Origin of the sequence: Fibrisoma limi BUZ 3 (genome assembly GCF_000296815.2) — a bacterium.
Lineage (GTDB): Bacteria > Bacteroidota > Bacteroidia > Cytophagales > Spirosomataceae > Fibrisoma > Fibrisoma limi.
In genome coordinates this window covers 1920254-1939480 of record NZ_CAIT01000006.1, presented here as the reverse complement: position 1 = coordinate 1939480, position 19227 = coordinate 1920254, and the positions used below count along the sequence as shown (strand labels likewise).

Below are 19227 nucleotides of genomic sequence, written 5' to 3'. Positions count from 1 at the left end.
GTATACACCATGAAACGCTCACCTTCTGATCTGGAAACAGTCTACCCGTTGTCCAATCTGCTCGTTCCTGACTTGATCCCTTACGTGTTGAGTCCACAGCAGCAGAGTCAGGTATTCCCAAAAGGCTTCACGATTGACAAACAACGGCTGCTTGTACCGAACGAGTACATAGTAGTAGGCGAAGGTTTTGTGATGAAGAAGGGGCAAAGGCTGAGCCGGTTTGAAGATCCGAACTACCTAAAAGTGGGCGAGACGTATCAGATTAGGGCGGCTCAACGGGGTAGCATTAACGTTCGCGTCATTAAACGCTGCTACTGCGGAGGCCAGGATGCGGTAGGATTAGCTTTGCTGCAGGAGGAAAAAGCGAATACGCCACTGGTTGAGATTGATACTGTAGGTAAGTGGGAGATCTTTGATGCCAATCAACAACTGATCGGTGATTTACACACCGGTGACGGTAATCCGCAGGGAAAATTAAAAGGCTACCCGAATGCCTACGGTATTGGACCCGCTGTTTCAACCGAGCAGACAATTCCGGAAATTACTATTTCGGCCAAGCCCGAAAAACTGACAAGTCAAAAGAAGCTACCGATTAAAATAGCCATAATCGATTCTGGATTAAAGGCGTCAAAGCGCAGCGTAATTAAGGGGCAAACGTGTCAGAATACGGATACCGGCTGGAATTTCATTAATAACACGAGTGATACGGACGACACGCACCCACAGTGGCACGGTACGCGTATTGCCTCCATCATCCGTTCTGTTTTTGACGAAGCCACCTTGGTACCTATTAAGGTATTCAATGATGCTGGGACCTGCGAATTCTTCGATGTGTTGTGCGCCCTGGAATATGCTCGCAACATTGGCGTCAACATCGTTAACGCAAGCTGGTCGTTCAGTGCTAATCCGGGTAATCGAATTCGTTTGCTGGAGTATTTCATTGAACGGTTAACCCAGAAAGGAATATTCGTTGTCTGCGCAGCGGGAAATGCTATCCAGTACGTGCAGGACCAGAATGGAAAGACGTTGCCCCTGGGGGGGAAACATACGCCCTGGCTTTTCCCGGCTTGTTACAGCCAGAGACGTGTAGCCGGCAATACGACCAGCCCCCACTTCAGCGAAAAGGTGATTACTGTCACGACCGTCGGGCGGACGAGCTTTTTGAATGCCAGAGAAACACGAAGCCGGGGGGCCGTGCAACCAGTAGAGGACCTGTTCCTGGCCGAAAACTTTTCCAAGCGCTTTGTTGACGTGGGTGTAGTGGCTAACTCGGGGGGGCAATTCGTGCTGAGAGATACCAGTTTTGTGGCTCCCGGTTTCACGCCGGCTCCGGGTTCTTCTTATGCCACTGCCTATTTCTCCGGGATTCTTGCTGAAGCAATAAACAACAACGGTCCAATTCGTTCCAAAGATGTATTATTTGGGCAAGTACCGCCCGAAACCGGCGATGTTGATGTAGATCGGGGCATTCGGGTAGGGTATGTTCGTAGGTAAACGCACGTATGATACGGCTGGTCAAACAGGTTGTGTTCACTGGGTTGCTCCTGATGGCCGGAGGGCAGCTAAGGGCGCAGACGTCAAGGACTGAGCTGCAAAAAGCTGCGACTGATGTTGCCAAGAAGTCATCACCTTCCGAACAGACCCGAAAACTTCCTGTCTTCATCGCAACTTGGCAACGGCAGGGCTATGGCATCGATACCTCATATGTGCGGATGCATCTGAATGTAGCCAAAGCGTTTTACCTGACAAACAACATAGACAAAGCTATTGCCTATTGCAAGCAGGTTATTCGTTTTTACGCGTCAGAATCGACCGCTTTCCTCGATCCGGAGGATTGCCTGGCGGCTTACTATCGCTTGTGCTATTTTCAAAATGAGGTCGGACAATTAAAGGCCGCGCGCGAGACCGTGTTAAGTGGCCTGCGTTTTGGTCAAAAATATCCCAAAAGCGAGTGGGTAGCCTCTTTGTACAGCACGCTGGCCTACATCTATAATGTAGAAGGTGATTTTGAGAAAGCGGCTCAGATCGGCGAGCAAGGTGCTCAGATTGGGCAATTGGCTGGTGACAGGGAAAGTCGAGTCAACTGTTTATTTGAGGCCGCCAAAGCTTATCGCTCTTTAAACCGAGTAGCCAGGGCCCACCAGACGATTGATCAGGCCATCCAGATCATGAAGACGTCGGGGGTGAAAGACCGGGATGATGCATCGCTTGCGTTGTATTACGACTTGAAGGCGACGCTATATCGGCGCGAACGAAAATTCGACCGGGTAAAGGAGTACTTTGATAAAGCGTTGGCCATTAATATCTCGTTGAAAGATACCACGGGTATTGCCAACTGTTACGTCGATCTGGGTAACTACTATTTTGAAACCAGACAATACAGCCAGGCCGAACGGGTATTGACTGAAGCGGCCCGTATACACCCAGCCTTGATTAATCGGGCGCGGGCGTTGAACAACCTCGGGGGGGTATACTGGAAGCAGGGGCAATTCAAAAGAGGGCTGGTTGCCTACCAACAGGGAATCGAAACATTGATACCCGGCTTTGCCGGAAAAACGAACGTACGGGTGTTGCCTTCCCTGGATGCCGTTCGCTTCTGCCCGCACAAGGATTTTCTGCTTTCTATCATTCAGGATAAAGCGGATACCTGGCTCGATTCGGCAAAAGCTACGGGCAGTCAACCATGTTTTCGACTGGCTTCCGATACGTACAAACTGGCCGATAAGATAATTGATTTTATGCGCTGGGATCATACCGGCGAAGGATCGAAGCTGTTCTGGCGGGAGAAAACTCGCAGTATGTACGAACGGGCTATTGAGACCGCTTACCGGCTGAAGGGCCCGGCCCAGGCGTTCTATTTTCTGGAAAAGAGCCGGGCCGTCATGCTGGCCGATAAGTTGAATGAACTAGGAGCCAGGCAACAACTAACCGAGGGGCAGATTGAAGAGGAACAACTGCTTCGCCGGAACGTAGCCCAGCGGCAGGAGGAACTCGCTGCCATACCACCCGGCGATAGGGTTGCTTACAGCAAGGCACAAACCAGCCTGCTCGACGAACAGGATAAGCTGGACAGTTTTCTGAAACGACTGGAAGTTACCAACCCGTCCTACTACCGTTACCGGTACGACAGCACTACCGTTTCGCTTGCTCGGTTGCAAACGTACCTGAAGGGCAGGAATGCTTCGTTTGTCAGCTACTTCGCGGGCGACAGTGCCTTCTACGTGTTGCGGGTCAGCAAAGACAACGCCCAACTGATCTGCCAGAAAGCAAATGGTTACACATCCGATGTCAAAGCATTCATGGCGCTGCTGTCAGCGTCGGGTACGATCAACCAGCGGCCACTGTTCGCGCGTTTCTTAGCGTTGGGGAATGGGCTTTACCGGCGATTACTCGCTCCGCTACAGTTGCCGGGCGGCTCGGTTATCGTATCGCCGGACGGTGGCTTTTTGCCGTTCGAGGTGCTTAGCGAATCGGCTGATCATCCAGCGTTTGCCATTAATCGCTATGCGTTCAGCTATGCGTATTCGGCCCGGCTGCTGCTCAGGGAAAGCCCGTCTCGTTCGTCGCTCATGGCCGGAATGCAGGGCGGAGATTTCCTGGGCATCGCGCCCGTGCGGTTCGCTGCCAGTCTGAAGCAAAATACCCTAAATGGGTCGGATGGGGCCCTGGAGGCCATTGCCGGGCGGTTTGGGGTGCACACCTTGCTGACGCACGAGGGAGCGACACGCGGGGCATTTCAACGCGAGGCACCCCATTACCGCATTATACAGCTATTTACGCACGCCGTGGCCAATGATGCCGATCAGGAGCCTACGCTTTATTTTGCCGACTCAACCCTGAAACTGTCCGAACTAGGCGATGGCCGGCTACCAGCCACGCAACTGGCGGTACTGACGGCCTGTAAAACCGGCGTTGGTGTTGACCAGCGGGGTGAGGGTGTGTTCAGTCTGGCCCGGGGGTTTGCGGCTCTGGGCGTTACCAGCGTGGTCAGTACGCTGTGGAGCGTTGAGGATAATGTAACCTACGAACTGACGAAGCTGTTTTATCAGTACCTCGACGAAGGCTACGAAAAAGACATCGCTCTCCAGAAAGCCAAGCTGGACCTGGCGCAGTCGGCAGACCTGCTACCGAACCAGTGGGCTGGTCTGATTCTGATCGGCGATACCCGCCCCCTCGAACGGGCCAGTCCGTGGCGCTGGGCGGCCGGTCTGATCCTTGTTGCCGGAGGGAGCTGGGTTTCTACCCGGTGGGCCAGGCGTCGACAAAAACTAGTTTAGTGTCATACCATCGCCCAGTTTGAACACCTCTTTCAGGCATTTGGCCGTCAGAATGGCGTCTTCGAGCGCATTGTGAAAATCGCCTTCCCGCTCCAGACCAAAATGCCCGGCAATGTCGCGGAGGCTCAGGCCGCGCGGTACCGGCTGGCCGTTCCTGCGTAGAATCCGAAATACAAAATAGCTCAATGTGTGCAGATCGACCAGCGTTCGGGAGTAGGGCCACTTCAGCTTTTCGTAGCGGTAGGCTTCTCTCAGAAAGTTTATGTCGTTGATGACGCTCTGTCCGCAGATGATTACGTTCCGCAGGTAAAACTCGTTGTCGGTTGTCTGTTGCGTTTTGCGAATGCCTAATTGCTTCATGACCCATTCCTCCATCTCGGGCAGTACGTCGTAGATCATGGGTGCATCCTGAAGGTCGGCCAGCGACAGGTTATGAATCTTTTCGGAGTGCGACGAAAAGGCCTCTTCGTTTTCAGGGTACACGTTAGTAAGGTATTGTCCCTTCTCAATCCAGTTGTCGTCGAACAGAACAGCACCAATCTGAATGATCTCGTTATAGTCCGGTTCCGGCCCGGTCATTTCGAGATCAAGTATTAAAAATGGCATATGAAAAATGTTACGTTTTTGTCAGAAAGTAAACGGATTCAATTTTTGAAAATTTTCTGAAAAATAGTCCTGAAATTTTTACGAACTGCTCTGAAAGGCCTATTAAGCTACTGATTTAGTGGGGTTTGTGGGGTAATTATTACCAGGCTGTCCTGATTCTTTTGATGCCCGGAAAACTCCTTCGGCGATACACCCGTGAACTTCTTAAACGCCCGGTTGAACGTCGCCTTTGAATTGAAACCACACTCCAGCGCAATGCCCAGCAAACTCAGGTGTGCATTGTCCGGGTTGTTGACCTGCTGTTTAAACTCCTCAACCCGGTACTCGTTCACAAAGTCATTGAAGTTTCGACTCGTTCCCACATTGATCACCTGCGATAGTACCGACGAATTCGTATGCATTCGTCGGGCCAGATCCGACAGGGATAGTTCGGGTTCGAGGTACGGTTTTTCGTTGGCCATCAATGTCAGTAATTTCTGTTTCCACTCCAGAATGTCGGGATTTTGTACAGCCGCGACCGCGTTGTTATCGGGAATAGGTAATGAATCCTTTTCTACAGTTACTCGGTCAGACGTATCGTCGGACTCACTGGTTGGCGTTTCAGAAAAGACCAGTCGCCGGGCAGGCTGAGGCTGGCTGTAGCCGGTGATACTGACATAATAGATCAGGACGGCCCCGAACAGTTCATCCCACCAGTCCTGCCAGTACGTTAAGTCCAGCCAGATGTCGAGCAGTGTAACCGCAAAACTGATAACTGAACTCATGGTGAGTGCCAGCAGAAAATTGCGGAACCAGTGGAAACTGATCGCTTCGGTGTTAGAGAACTGCGTTTTGATCCAGGCACGGTACTCCCGATAAAGCCGTAAGGAAAGGTACAGGTAAACAATATCCTGAATCGTGGAAAGAACATACGTAATGTCTTCAATGTGAAACGGGTAGTGTACTGTTTCTTTCCAGCGTTCGACGAACGCGGGTCCCTGCAAAAAGACGATGATGTGGTAGCTACTTTCGACCAGAAACGGGACGGCATGCCAAAGGTCGCGCCGACTGAACCGGAAATCGGCGTTGAACTGACTTTTCAGGTAGAAATAACACAGCGGAGGAAACAGAAATCCGAGCGTGCGCGGAAAGAACTCCAGTTCGCGCCAGAGGAACTCCAGGCCGCCGAAGCCCAGCATGTACTCCCAGATGTTGAAACACATGCCGACCAGCACCCAGCCGAGCAGGATGTCGGACAGCCGTTCTTCGCGCCGACCCCGTACCCAAAGGAGGATGGCATACACCCAACCCTGCAAAAAGCCGAAGAGCAGAGGGGTGGAGTAACTGTTAAAAAAAAAGCTCATGCCAGAAAGTGGGCCGGTTGAGTGCTGTAATATACGGATTCCCGTCTTTTTCCGCTATTCGGATAGGAACGGTATGGACGTGATTCAATCGGTGTAACGCATGTTGAGTGCGTTGTCGCCCGACAGCGTCAGTTTCAGAACGGCCATCGCCTTGCCGGAATTGGTAAAGAGGGCAGCCGAGCCGGGTTTGTAGGTCAGCGTCCGTTGCTCCGTGGGCCGAAGCTTATCCAGAGGAATCACTTTCCCGTCGTGCTGGCGCTCCGCCAGTTCGACCGGTGCGCTCCCTGCGTTTCGCATACGGATGGTAAAGGCTCCGTTGTTATTTCCGCCCACAACAAACTGCCTGCCCGGGTCGATCAGCGTCGTTGAATCGCTCAGGCACAGTAACCAAACGAGTGAAATCAATGCGGATTTCATGACCTTCTGTTTTTTAGCGTTGATTTAATTGAAAATGTCATACGTAAGACCGGCGTCAGACCGCTTTACGACCAGAAAGGGTTTACCTGTGTCGATACGGTCGCCGTTCATGACGGTACTCACCTGTTGGTCGTCGGCGAAATACACTTTTGTACCGATTGGGAATTGACGCTTCGTAACCGCATAGGGGGCGAGGGTAAAGATACTGGTGCCATTGCCGCGCTCGCCGGGTTTGTACGTAATGAGCGCAACCTTTCGGAAGCCGATGCTATTGTTCCTGAACCGAACGCTAATCTCGTCGGCAGTACGTTCGGACCTGGGCTTAACACGGGCTGGTGGCTCCGGAACGTCCGTCGTGAGGGTTTTACCGGCATCGTTGGCCGTAACGGTCAGAATAAGCGGCCCATTCGTTTCGCCGTCCTGGCTGAAGTAAAGTTTCGAGCCGACCGGCCAGTTCTGCGGGGTACGTTCGTTACGGTTCATCGTAAACCCGTAGGCAATGCCGGGGCCTTCAACCCGAAACATGCGGTGGTAGCCCAGCGTATTTTTGAGCACAAAGGCAATGCGCTGGGGACTGGTCTGCGCAAAAAGACTGATGCTCATGAGGAGACAGACGGAGAGATACGTAAGCTTTTGCATGGGTTGATTAGGAGTTAGTTAGCGCTTTTAACTTTGATTCGTTCGGCGTCCTCGCTGGCGTTACGCTCGCGAGCTTCCTTGATTTTCTGACTGCCAAACCGGTAGCTGAACTGCACCTTCGCCCGGCGACTTTCCCATTTGCGGTACAGGTCGAACTGCTGCGGGCCAAAGTTCACCGACTGCGCCCAGCGCATGGTGTTGAGCAGGTCTTCGACACCCAGCGTAACGGTGCCGCGCTCATGAAGCACTTTCTTCTGGACGCTCAGGTTCAGGCTGCCGAGTCCGCGATTGTAGAAGATGGTCTGCTGGGTAGGGGCGTTGTAAAACCCTGACACCTGGAGTGTAATGGTCTTTGGCAGCGTGAACGTGTGCTGCATGTAGGCGTTGAACCCAAGAGCTCTGGCATCCAGCGGCCCCTCGTCCAGCGTAGCCACGTAGCGGTTCCAGGTAGCCCCGGCATATACGTAGCTGTTCCACCATTTGGTAAAAGGAATGGGGGTACTGACCGAGAGGCTGAGGACATCGGCCCGGCCAACGTTCTCAACGGTCTGGTACGTAACAATGCCTTTTTGGTGGGTGATATTCGTGAAGTAATCAGTAGTGGTGCTGTAGCCCAATTTCAGCGTGGAAGCCCACTTGTAGGTATAGCCAAGTTCAATATTGTTGGTGTACTGAGGGCGCAGAAAAGGGTTTCCTCGTTCGCTGGTGTATGGGTCGATCTGATACACAAACGGGTTCATGTCCTGGTAGCTCGGCCGCCCGATTCGCCGACCGTAGTTCACCTGAATCAGGCTGTTCTGCGTAGCTTGATACTGCACAAAAGCGGTTGGAAATAGGTTCAGATATGTTGTGTCTGGACGATTTATGAACCGCTCCCTGAGGTCTTTTGACACTCCCTTTACATCGGAATGCTCCGCCCGTAGCCCGGCCTGAACCGTCCATTTTTTCAACTCTTTTTGAATCGATACGTACAGGGCGTTGACGGTCTCGCGGTAGTTGAACTGGTTGGTTCGGTTAACGTCGGGCGTCGTTACGTCGGGTGTTGTCAGACCGCCATCCTGGAGCAAAAACGCCAGCAGGTTGTTGTCTGTGCGCACGTTCGTACGTTTGAAACCGGCTTCCAGCTTGGTTTGAGCCGCTTTCCAGACTTTGGTCAAATCACCTTTCAGCGTCTGGATGGCAATCGTCGTGGCCGCGTCGAAGACGTTGCCGGTTCGGCGGGTTAGTTGCTGGTCGGCGTTGACGTAGTCATTTGTAATACGGCTGGGGTTATTGTTCGAAAACCGCGTATAGTCGGCATCCAGGTTCAGTTCTAGGCCCAGCGTGTCGGCGTAGCGATAGTTCAGAGCCGCGTTGATCCGACTGTTCTGGTTTGGGTTGTCATTGCGGTTCACCAGGCTGGAATCGATCCGACCGGCTGCGTTCCTAATCTCCGTCGTGCTGTACGTACCATACCGATTGTCGGCCGCGTTGCCCGTTAGCACGATACCGACGGTCTGGCGGCTATTAATAAAATAATCGGCACCCAGCTTGTACGTGTAATTGTCCCAACCGTCGGCATCGTAGCCTCGCTGCTCGAAGCGCCGAAATACCTGATTGGCCGTAATGTTTCGGTTAATGGCGATCTGGGTGCGCTGGTAGCCGCCAACCCAGCCGACATTACCGAACAGATTCAGGTTGTTGCTGCGGAAGTTCAGATCCGTAGCCGCATTCCGGCGACCATGAATGCTCTGCGAATAGCCAGCCGCCACGCTGCCGTTCAGCCCCAGCGACTTGTCCCGCTTGAACCGGATGTTGATGATACCGGCGTTGCCCTGCGCATCGAACCGGGCCGATGGGTTCGTAATCAGTTCTACCTTGTCGATGATCGACGCGGGCGTTGATTTAAGCAGATTGGCCAGGTCCGCGGGCGAGAGGTTTGCAGGCTTGCCATCGATGTAGACATTCACGCCCTGCTTACCGGCCATCTGAATGTTGTCGTTCGGGTCAATAACTACGCCTGGCGCTTGTTGCAGCAGTTCATACGCTGTTTTGCCCACAGCCGTTGCGTCGGCCTGTACGTTCAGCACCGTTTTATCGACCTGTTGTTCCACAGCCTGCTGGCGTGCTTTCACCACTACGGTGTTCAGCGTGTTAGCATCGGTGGCTAACTGAATCGGCGAGAGGGTGACGTACTGGTCGGTCGCAACCGTGAAAACGGAGCTATTGGCATTGGCCCGTCCCACAAACGACGCCTGGGCGAAATAACGCCCGACCGCTACGTTGCTGAATGTAAAGCGACCAGCTTCGTCCGTAACGGTTCCTTTTACAAGTGACGAATCGGTAGCCGAAAGAAGCTTGACGGCGGCAAAGGGCATCGATTGTGCAGCAGGATCGGTGACGGTACCCGTTATGGTCTGGGCCACCAGGGGGCTGCTCAGCAGGAGCAGGAGAGCAATGGTAGAAAAGCGTGCCATGTTGTGAGCCATTCGTTCGTGATTGATGGCTCAAAGGTGGCGGATCAATGGCCCTCCGTTCGACTCAATGAAATTTGAGACGTCCCAGATGATGATTTGAGACGGATTAGCCAGGTGGAAAACGACGAGTTACAGAAAGTTTAAGGTAAATGAGCGGCAGGAGCGTAAACGGTGCCCTTAAAGTCCACCGAATAATTAATTAGATATAGAGATGTTGTAAGCTTGTTAACTATATTTTATTTTTCTATAATACATTTTGTCAGCCTAAAAAATCAGCAAATGTATGGATAGTCATCCGATGCATTTACCGATGCATAACCCCCTGAACCCGTTTGATGAAGGACTGCCGTCGACGTTGTCGGCCCAGGAAATTGATTCATTAAGTACCACCCCGAGTGCCAACCTGGCTGTTTTACGTACTAAAAACTGGGTATTTACATCCTGGAAACCACCCGGTTCGGATTGTTTGCTGCACCGCGGGAGTCTAACCTTATTCGAAGATGGTCGTATGCTGTTCTGGGGAGATGTCAGCAGCGAGGACGCCAATGACCAATGGCGGGATGTATTCTTTGATTTTCGGTCGGGTTCCGATGCGCTGCTGGTTCGGGTAGGGAGCTTTTCATACCTGATGGAGGAGCGTCAGTGCCGGGCTGAAGCGCCCTGCCGCTGGATGATTCAGACGGCACCAAATACCCAATTGGCCAACGGATTTGAACAGATTGCCGTCGTTGGTATGAAAGCCGGTGGGTTTATTGGACCCGAGGATTATCTTTGAGTATGAGAATTACAAGGTTCGTATGAGCGGTATCGCAGCACTCTGTTGGATTTTTTCATTAAGTAGTGTTTGTATTGATGATACCTCGAAAAGGGCAACAAAACAACGTGTCGTCCAATTTGACAATGGCACCAATACGTTCGAAGTTATTTTTCATGATCGTCGTAGAAAACTGGCAACACTACGAAGTTTTACCAGAACAGGTCTGCGGCTATCCGAAGAACATTATCTCAACTTCACGTTAGGCATCAAACATGGACAAACCCGCTATTGGTACGAAAACGGGCGGTTGCGTCTGACCTGTGACTACAAAAAAGCAATGGTCAACGGACCATTGCTGACGTATTATGAAGATGGTACATTGAAGCGCAGGGAATATTACCGCCAGGGTCAATTAAAAACCGGTCAATGCTTCGCTCCGGATGGAAACGTAACGCCATGCTTACCATTGATACGCAGGGCTGAGTTTACCGGAGGAAAAGAAAACCTGCTTGATTTCCTGCGTAAGCAGCTTGTTTATCTGAACGTCGATCTGATCGATTCGCCCGCCTTTATTATACTGGAAGCGACCATCCGGGAAGACGGCACGGTGTCGAAGATTACATCACCGACGGAAGTAGCGTACCGACCAAAGGCTGAACAAGTGGTCTATCAGCAGTTTATCGAAGCGCTACGGGACATGCCTCCCTGGCAGGCTGCCATGCTGGATGATATGCCGATAGCCGCGAACATGCAAATCAGTATAATTCTTCGGGACAAGAGGGTGTATCAGGTTGGTTATGGAATTAGCTCGTTTCAGAAAAACATACCGTAATGAGCTTGATTATGAATATATTTCAGCTTGCCCGGTAAAAGCAGAGACGCTGCTTTTACCGGGCAAGCTGAAATGAAAAACCAATAGAATAGCTTCAGGAAGGAACCCCCAAAAAACACCGTCGGTACTCAAAACCAGAGGGTCTGGTAGTCGAGATGTTTATCCGAAAAATTTGCCGTCGCATCCTGAATAAGCATGAAGGCCAACGCCAAAACCACTGCCGGGACGGTCACTTTCAGATTAAGTGAACGGATTGCGACGTTCATCGCCACTTATGCGCTTGTAGCGCATCGATTAATACGTATCCAGTTCCTGAATCCGTCTCAGGTGGCGGCCCCCTTCAAACGGAGTGTCGAGCCAGATCCGGATGAGCTTCAGCGCCGTTTCTTCGTCCATCATCCGCTCGCCAATCGAGATCACGTTGGCGTCGTTGTGCTGGCGGCCTAACCGGGCTGATTCTTCGTTCCAGCAAAGAGCGGCCCGAACGCCTTTGACCCGGTTGGCGGCTATGGCTTCGCCGTTGCCCGAACCTCCCAGTACGACTCCCCGTTCGACCTCACCCCGGGCTACGGCCTCGGCGACCGGCCGTATAAACAACGGATAATCAACGGGTTCTTCCGAATGGGTACCCATGTCGGTAACCTCGTGGCCAAGGTCGATGAGGTGTTGTTTGATGAGTTCTTTGTACCGAAAGCCGGCGTGGTCGGAGCCAATAGCGATTTTCATAAGACGAATACAGGCAAAAATTACAGGCCAAAAGTAACGGAAAGTCGGGCAACACGAAACCATAATATAGTCAAATTTGTACCGCATAGCAGGCGGGAGTATCTTGCACCGCCCTGTCACCTTTGCAGGTGGCCTTACCTGAACGGCAACTGCCAACGTTTCGCTCCATGACGTCTACTAACCAACGGCCAGCGGCCACTGTCCTGTTCATCTTTGGGGGAAGCGGGGATCTGAACCTCCGCAAACTAACTCCCGCCTTGTATAATCTTTTCATAGACAAGTACTTGCCCGAGCACTTCGCCGTAGCCGGCATCGGTCGAAGCAACTACACCGATGAGTCGTTCCGAGAGCGATTGCTGGAGGGCGTACAGGAGTTTTCGCGCCGTAAAAATGGGCCCGAAGATTACTGGACCGACTTCGCGCCCTGCATCACGTATCTTCAGATGGACGGGAGTGATGAAGCTGCTTATGTAAAAATCAAGGATTTTGTCGATCAGAAAACCAGCGAATGGGGCGGTCAGCCGAACATTGTATTCTACCTGGCCGTAGCTCCGCAACTTGTTCCTGGTATCGCTACCAATCTGGGGAAGCTGGATCTGTGCCACGACAAAAGTCACGTTCGGATTGTGGTTGAGAAGCCATTCGGACACGACCTCAGAAGTGCCCACGAACTGAATGAACTGCTGGGCGGGCTGTTTGCCGAAGAGCAGATTTACCGCATTGACCACTACCTCGGCAAAGAAACCGTGCAGAACCTGCTGGCGCTGCGGTTTGCCAACGCCTTGTTCGAACCAATCTGGAACCGGCAGTACGTGGAGCACGTGCAGATTACGGCCGCCGAGACGGTCGGGCTGGAAGGCCGGGGCGGGTACTACGAGCAGTCGGGCGCGCTGCGCGATATGATTCAGAATCACCTGCTTCAGATGCTCTGCATGGTAGCGACCGAAGCACCGGTATCCTTTGATGCGAACGAGGTTCGGAACAAAAACGTGGACGTATTAAACGCTATTCGCCGGATTACTCCCGACCGGGTGAAGGAGGTCGCCGTCCGGGCGCAGTACGGTTCCGGCGAGGTTAAAGGGAAGCAGGCTGCGGGCTACCGGCAGGAGGAAGGTGTTAACCCCGATTCACGGACGGAAACGTTTGCGGCCGTGAAGCTGTACGTCGACAACTGGCGGTGGGAAAACGTACCGTTCTACCTGCGCACCGGCAAATTTTTGCCCGAAAAGACAACCGTTATTACGGTTCAGTTCCGGCCGGCTCCGCACTACATGTTTCCGGCCGAAACGAAGCAGACATTCCAGCCTAACCGGTTGATGATCAGTATACAGCCGGATATGGACATTCGGCTTCGGTTCCAGGCTAAACGACCCGGACAGACGCTGGAGATTGACCCGGTCGAGATGGTGTTCAGCTACCAGACTGCCTTTAAGGGACAGCAGCCTGAAGCGTATGAAACGCTGCTGCTCGACGTAATGGCCGGTGATGCGACGCTGTTCATGCGGGCCGATCAGGTTGATGCGGCCTGGGAAGTCGTTCAGCCGATCCTCGATGCCTGGGAAGCCGACACGTCGTCGGAACTGCCGGCCTATGCGCCCGCTACCTGGGGGCCAAACGAAGCCACAGCGTTGATTGAAAAAGATGGATTTAGCTGGGTGAATGATTAATCGCGTGGGGCATGGGGCTGAGGGCAGGGGAATAACCCTTACCCTTAGCCCTATGCCCCTTGCCCCAAGCCCTAAGACCCAAGCCCATATGCAGTTAATTGTCAAAAAAGACCCTACCGAGCTGGCGCAGGCCGTAGCCGACTGGCTCGTTACCTACATCAATGACGTGTTGCAGCGTCAACAGCGGTTTACAATCGCCCTCTCGGGTGGTAGCACGCCCGAGGCTCTGTTCAAACTCCTGGCCGAATCGCCGTATCGGGAAGTGATTCCCTGGGACAAACTTCATATTTTCTGGGGGGATGAGCGCTACGTCCCTCTCGATGATGACCGGAGCAACGCCCGTATGGCGTACCAGACCCTGCTGAATCACGTACCGGTTGAATCGACGCAGGTGTTTGTCTGGCAAACCAATCAGGACCCTGATGTAGCCGCTGATCGGTACGCTAATATCCTGCATACGTACTTCGACGGCTACAGCCGGACATTCGACCTGGTGATGCTGGGCATGGGCGACGATGGCCATACGCTTTCGCTCTTTCCCGGTACGGAGGTGGTACACGAAGAACAGGACTGGACAAAGGCGTATTTCCTGGAATCGCAGAACATGTACCGTCTGACGTTGACGGCACCGGTAGTGAACAAGGCGGCTGCCGTAGCGTTCCTGGTCGCTGGACCCAAAAAAGCGGCCCCTCTGAACGAAGTGCTCCACGGCGACTATCGGCCCGACATGTACCCATCCCAGGTAATCCGGCCGACCGACGGCGAACTGTACTGGTTCGTTGACGAAGCCGCGGCAGCGCAGGTACAACCGTCGTAGGGCGGTTGGTCAGTAAAAGCTTTCAATTTTCAGAATCTGCCGTTCAACGTGGATCGGCACTACCCGCCGTTTGGGTAGCAACGACAGTAAAACGCGTAGTGCTGCCCGGTAGCCTTTCCGAACGTTCTCATCGTAGCGGCTGCGTTGCTGAATGTGCAGTGTATGCCGCAGGGCGTAGTACCACGGCCGACGGAGCCAGTAGTACCAGAGGGTGTCGCGGGTCAGAAGCTGGATGCGGTGCGAACAATCACGCACGGGCGACGGGTAATGGCGGCATACCATATCCTCGGCATAGGACAAACTCCACCCGCTGGCCAGCATATCGACCGAGAATAGCCGTTCTTCGCCCGCAATGGCAAACTGTTGGTTAAAACCGCCCATCGCCAGAAACGCCTGTCGGCGGATAACGACCGCACAGCACACAAACCCCAGAATGGCCGGACCAGGCAACGGTAACTGACTGGTGAGGGGGCTGTCGCGCATGGCTTCACAGACCGGTTCCAGCCGTTCTTCCTCACCCAGCAGTACTTTGCCCGCCAGAACGCCCAAATGGGTGTATTGCCGGAAGTAATGCACTGCTTTGGTTAATGCGCCGGGCTCCCAGAATGAATCATCGTCGCAGAAAGCAACCAGGGGTGTCTGTGCCGCCCGAACGCCAATGTTGCGGGAGTTCAGCCCCTGGTTGGTAGAAAGGGCTACTACGTTCACGGTCGGGAACGCAGCCCGAACGCGCTCTGGAGTACCGTCGGTAGAGGCATTGTCAACAACGATGATCGGCGGCTCTTCGGGTAAGGCCACCAGATGGGTCAGTGTCCAGAGTAAGGTTTCGACCCGGTTTCGGGTAATAATCAGAACGGAAATGTCGGTATTCATGGTCAGGTTGCTCAAGTGCCTTGTCAACCGGGCCGATGAAAGAATGTTGACAAAGAAGAGCGACGGTGCCGTAGATTTACCGAATAGCCAATCAGCGTCGATTGGGTTTACGTTTTCCACGCGTTTCGCAGGAAACGCAGCCAGTTTTTAGAGAAAATATTCTCAACATCCTCCGCCGAATACCCTCGTTTGGTCAGCAATCCCTGCAGGTTTTGTAAATCGCTGATGGTGTCCAGATCGGTCGGTGACTGCTCGCGGCCGAACGTACCGTCGAGGTCGGAGCCAATGGCACAGTGCAGCGAATTGCCTGCGATCTGACAGATGTGGTCGAAGTGGTCAATCACCGTTTCGAGGGTGATACCAAAATCGGCCGGATTGCTTTGCCGTTGCGTAAAGCCCGGTTTCAGCATCCAGGCGTCGAAGCACCCGCCGATCACCGCTCCCCGTTGAATCAATTGGTTGATCTGATCGTCGGCAAGCTGGCGTTGGTGCGGCACCAGCGCCCGGCAGTTGTGGTGACTCGCCCAGACCGGCCCCTGATACAGATCCATCGCTTCGGTAAAACCCTCGTCGGTTAGGTGCGTTACGTCCAGGATTAGGTTCAGCCGGTCCATTTCGCGGAGCAGGTCGCGGCCTATGGAGGTCAGCGGTCCCGTCAGCCCCGTACCCGGTGCGTAGCGGCCGGTGCTATAATGAGCCGGTCCAATGGCCCGAAGCCCGTAGGCATAGGCGGTTTCCAGATACGACAGATCGACCAGTGAGTCGGCCCCTTCGAGGCTGAGGATGTAGCCTACCGGCTTGGTTTCATTCGGAATACTGGCATCGAGCCAGAGCGCTACGTGTCGGTCGAGCGAAGCCCGGTCGGTGATCTGTACCATTTCCTGAACACCGTCCGGGCCCGGCAACGTCATCGCTTCGTACCACGCCCGCTGGGCCTGGGTCATAGCCCAGGCCTGATGCGGGGAGTTCCAGCCGGCTCCTGGTAAAATACCCCCCTGGCGAGTGGGCTGATTAAACCGGGCGATCTGCGTAGCCACCACCAGACCGATGCTGCCCCGGCGGAGTTCCGGCAGCGAAACGGTGCCTTTGGCCCGGTCGATTTTGTCCGTCATGCCCGCTTCCGATGCCCGGATGGTACTGACCGACTGCCGGTAATCCCGGTTCCATTCGATGGCATTGAGCGCCATGTCGAGGTGAGCATCAATCAGGAACATGGCGACGGCTACGGTAATTTGGCGACTACGTCGATTTCTACCTTGATGCCGTTACCCAGCACCGACTGCACCGTTGTCCGTGCGGGTTTGATCCCGGGGAAGTAGCTGGCGTAAATCTGGTTATATACTCCAAAATCGTTGATGTCGGCCAGATGGACGGTACTTTTCACAACGTCGTCGAACGTACAGCCGGCCGCTTCCAGAATCCGCCCGACGTTTTGCAGGGTCAGGTGGGTTTCGGACTCGATGGTGCCCAGCACAAATTCACCTTTAGCGTAATCGACCGGGCCCTGGCCGGAAACATACAGCCAGCCGTCGACAATAATGCCGGATGAATACGCGCCGGTTGAGAAACCTTCTTTTACGTCGGGATGGTGTACCTGAATTTTTGTTGCCATGTCTAAAGTTTGGTTTGCGCCCGCTAAAGTAGACGCTTTATCGACATGACGCGCCGGTTGTTCTAAAATTAGGGTCAGACGATCGGCTCATCCAGCACCACGGCTTTATCGAGCCCGCAACGTTCCATGAACTCGTTGGTGAACACTTTCCGGGTGTCGTTGTCGAGTAACTGGTTTCTGGCCAGCAGCCATGCATCCACGCTGGCGTCGCCGTACATACTCCGAATCCGTTGTGCATCCAGGTTGAAGTTGACCTTACCCCAGTGCAGTGTGTACGGAATACCGAGCGCTTCCAGGCGGTTCCAGGTTTTTTGCAGGAACTGCCGGGTTTGCTTCGACTCGATGCCGTCGAGTTCCAGCACGCACGTAACGGGAAAGCGCGTGAATCCTAACGTAGCGGGTGTTTGTTTGACCCATCGCAGACCCAGCACACCCGGAAAAGCCGATTGTTTATTCAGGCTGATGATCTCTTCCAGAACCCGGGGGCTGTCGGTAGCGTCGATCCCAATGGCCGCGCTGGACGCTTTGCCCCGAATGTTGGTATAGCCAAAAAAATCGGCCATCGTTCCGACCCAGCCGTCGGTATCATCCAGCGCCTGTGGATACAGCGCATTGACCATGGCCGGTACCAGCTTGACCGAGAAGGGCTTCAGGTTGTCGAGCAGCGTCTGGATCAGCCCCATCGTATCGTCGCCGTAAACGAATCCCGGTTTGGGTGGGGGCGGCACGGCACCGGCCGGCTTCACAGTATGTTTGTTCAGGATGCGAACAAAGGCCCCGTGAGCCGGATTAGCCCCGGTCGTGTCGAACTGGTGGGGATTAACAATCATCTGGAAATGATACGGTTCGCTACCATCGGGTTGCGTGGGCAGTCGCAGGGCCGTTCGTAAACCGGAAAAATCAAGCTGGGTCATGGCTCGTTTCAGGTCATCGTTGTAAATAACGCGGTCGTTGCTGTACGATTTCATCCAGAACAGGGGTTCGGTCTGGAGCATGACGCCGTGAATAAACCCGAAGCTGCCGAAACTGACCACGGCCGCGTTGAACAGGTCATCGTCGCGCAGGACGTCGGTTACGCCAAGCCAGTCGGTAAACGCCTGGGACGCCACCGGGAACGACGCCCGTTCGAGCCAGACGTGGCGGTCGGTACCCGTAACCAGATGCAGGCCGACGACCGTATCATGCACCGCTCCCAGGTTAAAGGCTGCGCCGTGGGTACCGGTCGAAAACGCACCGACAATGGTCTGGCCATTACTGGCTCCCGACGCCCGCATCGATTTACCGTTGGCTTCGAGCATTTCTTCAATGATGTGGATGGTCGTGCCGCATTCGGTGAAGAACAGGTCGCCGGCCGAGTGTCCGGCATTCAGGTAATCGGGAGCGACCATCGAGTTGCCCAGCGGAAAGGTCTGCATCAGGGCGTTGGCGTCGACCATCCCACCGTTGGTAACACCCACCTGCGTAAACGACCAGTTTTTGCCGATCGCCCGCAGGCGCAGGTTGTTACTGATGGCGTGCTGAATCAGCCATTGGAAGTTGGCGGTTGTCTGGCGATACTGCGCCTGACTACCCGATACGGTCGGAATGCGTAGTTTGAACGACGCCCCCGGCGTCAGGGGCTGCGTAAAGTTTTCGTGCCGGTTGGTGAGTTCTGTCACCGACAGGCGTTCAAGTCCGTTTGGCAGGCTCATGGGAAAAGGGGAGGAGGGTTAGCTGAAAACTTAACGGATACCTAATGGCTGAGGAACCGGGACGTAGGGTGCGCAGCACCACCGGATACGGCGTTTGGTAACGATGCCGAGTGTGAGTGTCGTGAGTACGTAGTGGCCAAACGACGACTTGACCGTTACGCCGTTGAGGTGGTTAAACCGTTTGTCGCAGGGCGGATGGATGTCGGCGGGTTGCTTCAACCCCCAGAAATAAGCCGTTACGACCGTATCCGTGTACGTAACATTATCGGGGGTGTCGCAGTCGGTTTCAGTGACCACGCGCGTCGTCATGCAGCCGGGCAGCATTGGCATCAGCAGAAACAGCAGCACGGCTGTCCAGCCACGCAGTCGGCCTGAACGGCCTGGTACTGAGCTGGATTGCTGTGTTACAAAAGGAGAATGGGTTAGGGACATGGTGTCGGGCGTTTGGATGATCGGTTGGTCGGATTATACGAAATCCGGCAAACACAACGGTCGGCCGATTGAGGAAACGGTC

17 protein-coding genes are annotated in these 19227 nt (G+C 54.0%); 6 read left to right on the top strand and 11 right to left on the bottom strand.

Annotated elements, in window-relative coordinates; all coding sequences use genetic code 11:
* Window positions 1–9 precede the first annotated feature (9 nt).
* On the top strand, window positions 10–1494 hold the full coding sequence (locus tag BN8_RS15905; protein ID WP_009282931.1) for a S8 family peptidase: 1485 nt from the start codon (window positions 10–12) through the stop codon (window positions 1492–1494).
* Between the two features lie 8 nt (window positions 1495–1502).
* The gene (locus BN8_RS15900) at window positions 1503–4277 is read left to right on the top strand and encodes a CHAT domain-containing protein (protein ID WP_051041067.1); all 2775 of its coding nucleotides are present in this window, start codon (window positions 1503–1505) and stop codon (window positions 4275–4277) included.
* On the opposite strand, the gene BN8_RS15895 is transcribed toward BN8_RS15900, so the two are convergent.
* From BN8_RS15895 to BN8_RS15875, 5 genes are all read right to left on the bottom strand, one after another.
* Window positions 4269–4883 (bottom strand): 3'-5' exonuclease, encoded by a 615-nt coding sequence (locus BN8_RS15895; protein WP_009282929.1) that lies wholly within the window; start codon window positions 4881–4883, stop codon window positions 4269–4271. The genes BN8_RS15900 and BN8_RS15895 overlap by 9 nt on opposite strands.
* Window positions 4884–4990: 107 nt before the next feature.
* Entirely contained in the window at window positions 4991–6226 is a 1236-nt protein-coding gene (locus BN8_RS15890) for a helix-turn-helix domain-containing protein (RefSeq protein WP_009282928.1), read from the bottom strand.
* 84 nt (window positions 6227–6310) lie between these two features.
* Window positions 6311–6643, bottom strand: a complete 333-nt coding sequence (locus BN8_RS15885; RefSeq protein ID WP_009282927.1) for a hypothetical protein — start codon at window positions 6641–6643, stop codon at window positions 6311–6313.
* A 24-nt stretch (window positions 6644–6667) separates the two neighbouring features.
* Window positions 6668–7282 (bottom strand): hypothetical protein, encoded by a 615-nt coding sequence (locus tag BN8_RS15880; protein WP_009282926.1) that lies wholly within the window; start codon window positions 7280–7282, stop codon window positions 6668–6670.
* A 14-nt stretch (window positions 7283–7296) separates the two neighbouring features.
* Window positions 7297–9738: a TonB-dependent receptor domain-containing protein gene (locus BN8_RS15875; protein WP_040006149.1), complete on the bottom strand. Its 2442-nt coding sequence runs from the start codon at window positions 9736–9738 to the stop codon at window positions 7297–7299.
* Between the two features lie 310 nt (window positions 9739–10048).
* On the opposite strand from BN8_RS15875, the gene BN8_RS15870 reads away from it, so the two are divergent.
* Together BN8_RS15870 and BN8_RS15865 are read left to right on the top strand one after the other, a co-directional pair.
* Complete coding sequence (locus BN8_RS15870) at window positions 10049–10513, top strand: hypothetical protein (protein WP_040005871.1); 465 nt, start codon at window positions 10049–10051, stop codon at window positions 10511–10513.
* Window positions 10514–10832: 319 nt separating this feature from the next.
* Window positions 10833–11327: a toxin-antitoxin system YwqK family antitoxin gene (locus tag BN8_RS15865; RefSeq protein ID WP_144051681.1), complete on the top strand. Its 495-nt coding sequence runs from the start codon at window positions 10833–10835 to the stop codon at window positions 11325–11327.
* A gap of 294 nt (window positions 11328–11621) precedes the next feature.
* Here the strand turns inward: BN8_RS15865 and BN8_RS15860 are convergent, their stop codons facing one another.
* A complete protein-coding gene (locus tag BN8_RS15860; protein WP_040005869.1) occupies window positions 11622–12053 on the bottom strand; it encodes a ribose-5-phosphate isomerase in 432 nt (143 codons plus the stop codon).
* Between the two features lie 167 nt (window positions 12054–12220).
* On the opposite strand from BN8_RS15860, the gene zwf reads away from it, so the two are divergent.
* Both zwf and pgl read left to right on the top strand, forming a co-directional pair.
* Window positions 12221–13720, top strand: coding sequence for a glucose-6-phosphate dehydrogenase (gene zwf / locus BN8_RS15855; protein WP_009282920.1), 1500 nt, complete (start codon window positions 12221–12223; stop codon window positions 13718–13720).
* 88 nt (window positions 13721–13808) lie between these two features.
* Window positions 13809–14537: a 6-phosphogluconolactonase gene (pgl, locus tag BN8_RS15850; RefSeq protein ID WP_040005868.1), complete on the top strand. Its 729-nt coding sequence runs from the start codon at window positions 13809–13811 to the stop codon at window positions 14535–14537.
* A 9-nt stretch (window positions 14538–14546) separates the two neighbouring features.
* Here the strand turns inward: pgl and BN8_RS15845 are convergent, their stop codons facing one another.
* The 5 genes from BN8_RS15845 to BN8_RS15825 all read right to left on the bottom strand — a co-directional run bounded on the left by BN8_RS15845 (window position 14547) and on the right by BN8_RS15825 (window position 19145).
* Window positions 14547–15530, bottom strand: a complete 984-nt coding sequence (locus BN8_RS15845) for a glycosyltransferase family 2 protein (protein WP_229368035.1) — start codon at window positions 15528–15530, stop codon at window positions 14547–14549.
* Window positions 15518–16624, bottom strand: a complete 1107-nt coding sequence (locus BN8_RS15840; protein ID WP_009282917.1) for a dipeptidase — start codon at window positions 16622–16624, stop codon at window positions 15518–15520. Before BN8_RS15840 ends, BN8_RS15845 begins: the two co-directional genes overlap by 13 nt.
* Window positions 16625–16632: 8 nt before the next feature.
* Window positions 16633–17022 carry a RidA family protein gene (locus tag BN8_RS15835; RefSeq protein WP_009282916.1) on the bottom strand — a complete coding sequence of 130 codons (390 nt, stop codon included), beginning with the start codon at window positions 17020–17022 and terminating at the stop codon, window positions 16633–16635.
* Window positions 17023–17096: 74 nt separating this feature from the next.
* Complete coding sequence (locus BN8_RS15830; protein WP_009282915.1) at window positions 17097–18713, bottom strand: FAD-binding protein; 1617 nt, start codon at window positions 18711–18713, stop codon at window positions 17097–17099.
* Between the two features lie 30 nt (window positions 18714–18743).
* Window positions 18744–19145, bottom strand: coding sequence for a hypothetical protein (locus BN8_RS15825; RefSeq protein ID WP_009282914.1), 402 nt, complete (start codon window positions 19143–19145; stop codon window positions 18744–18746).
* Window positions 19146–19227: the final 82 nt, after the last annotated feature.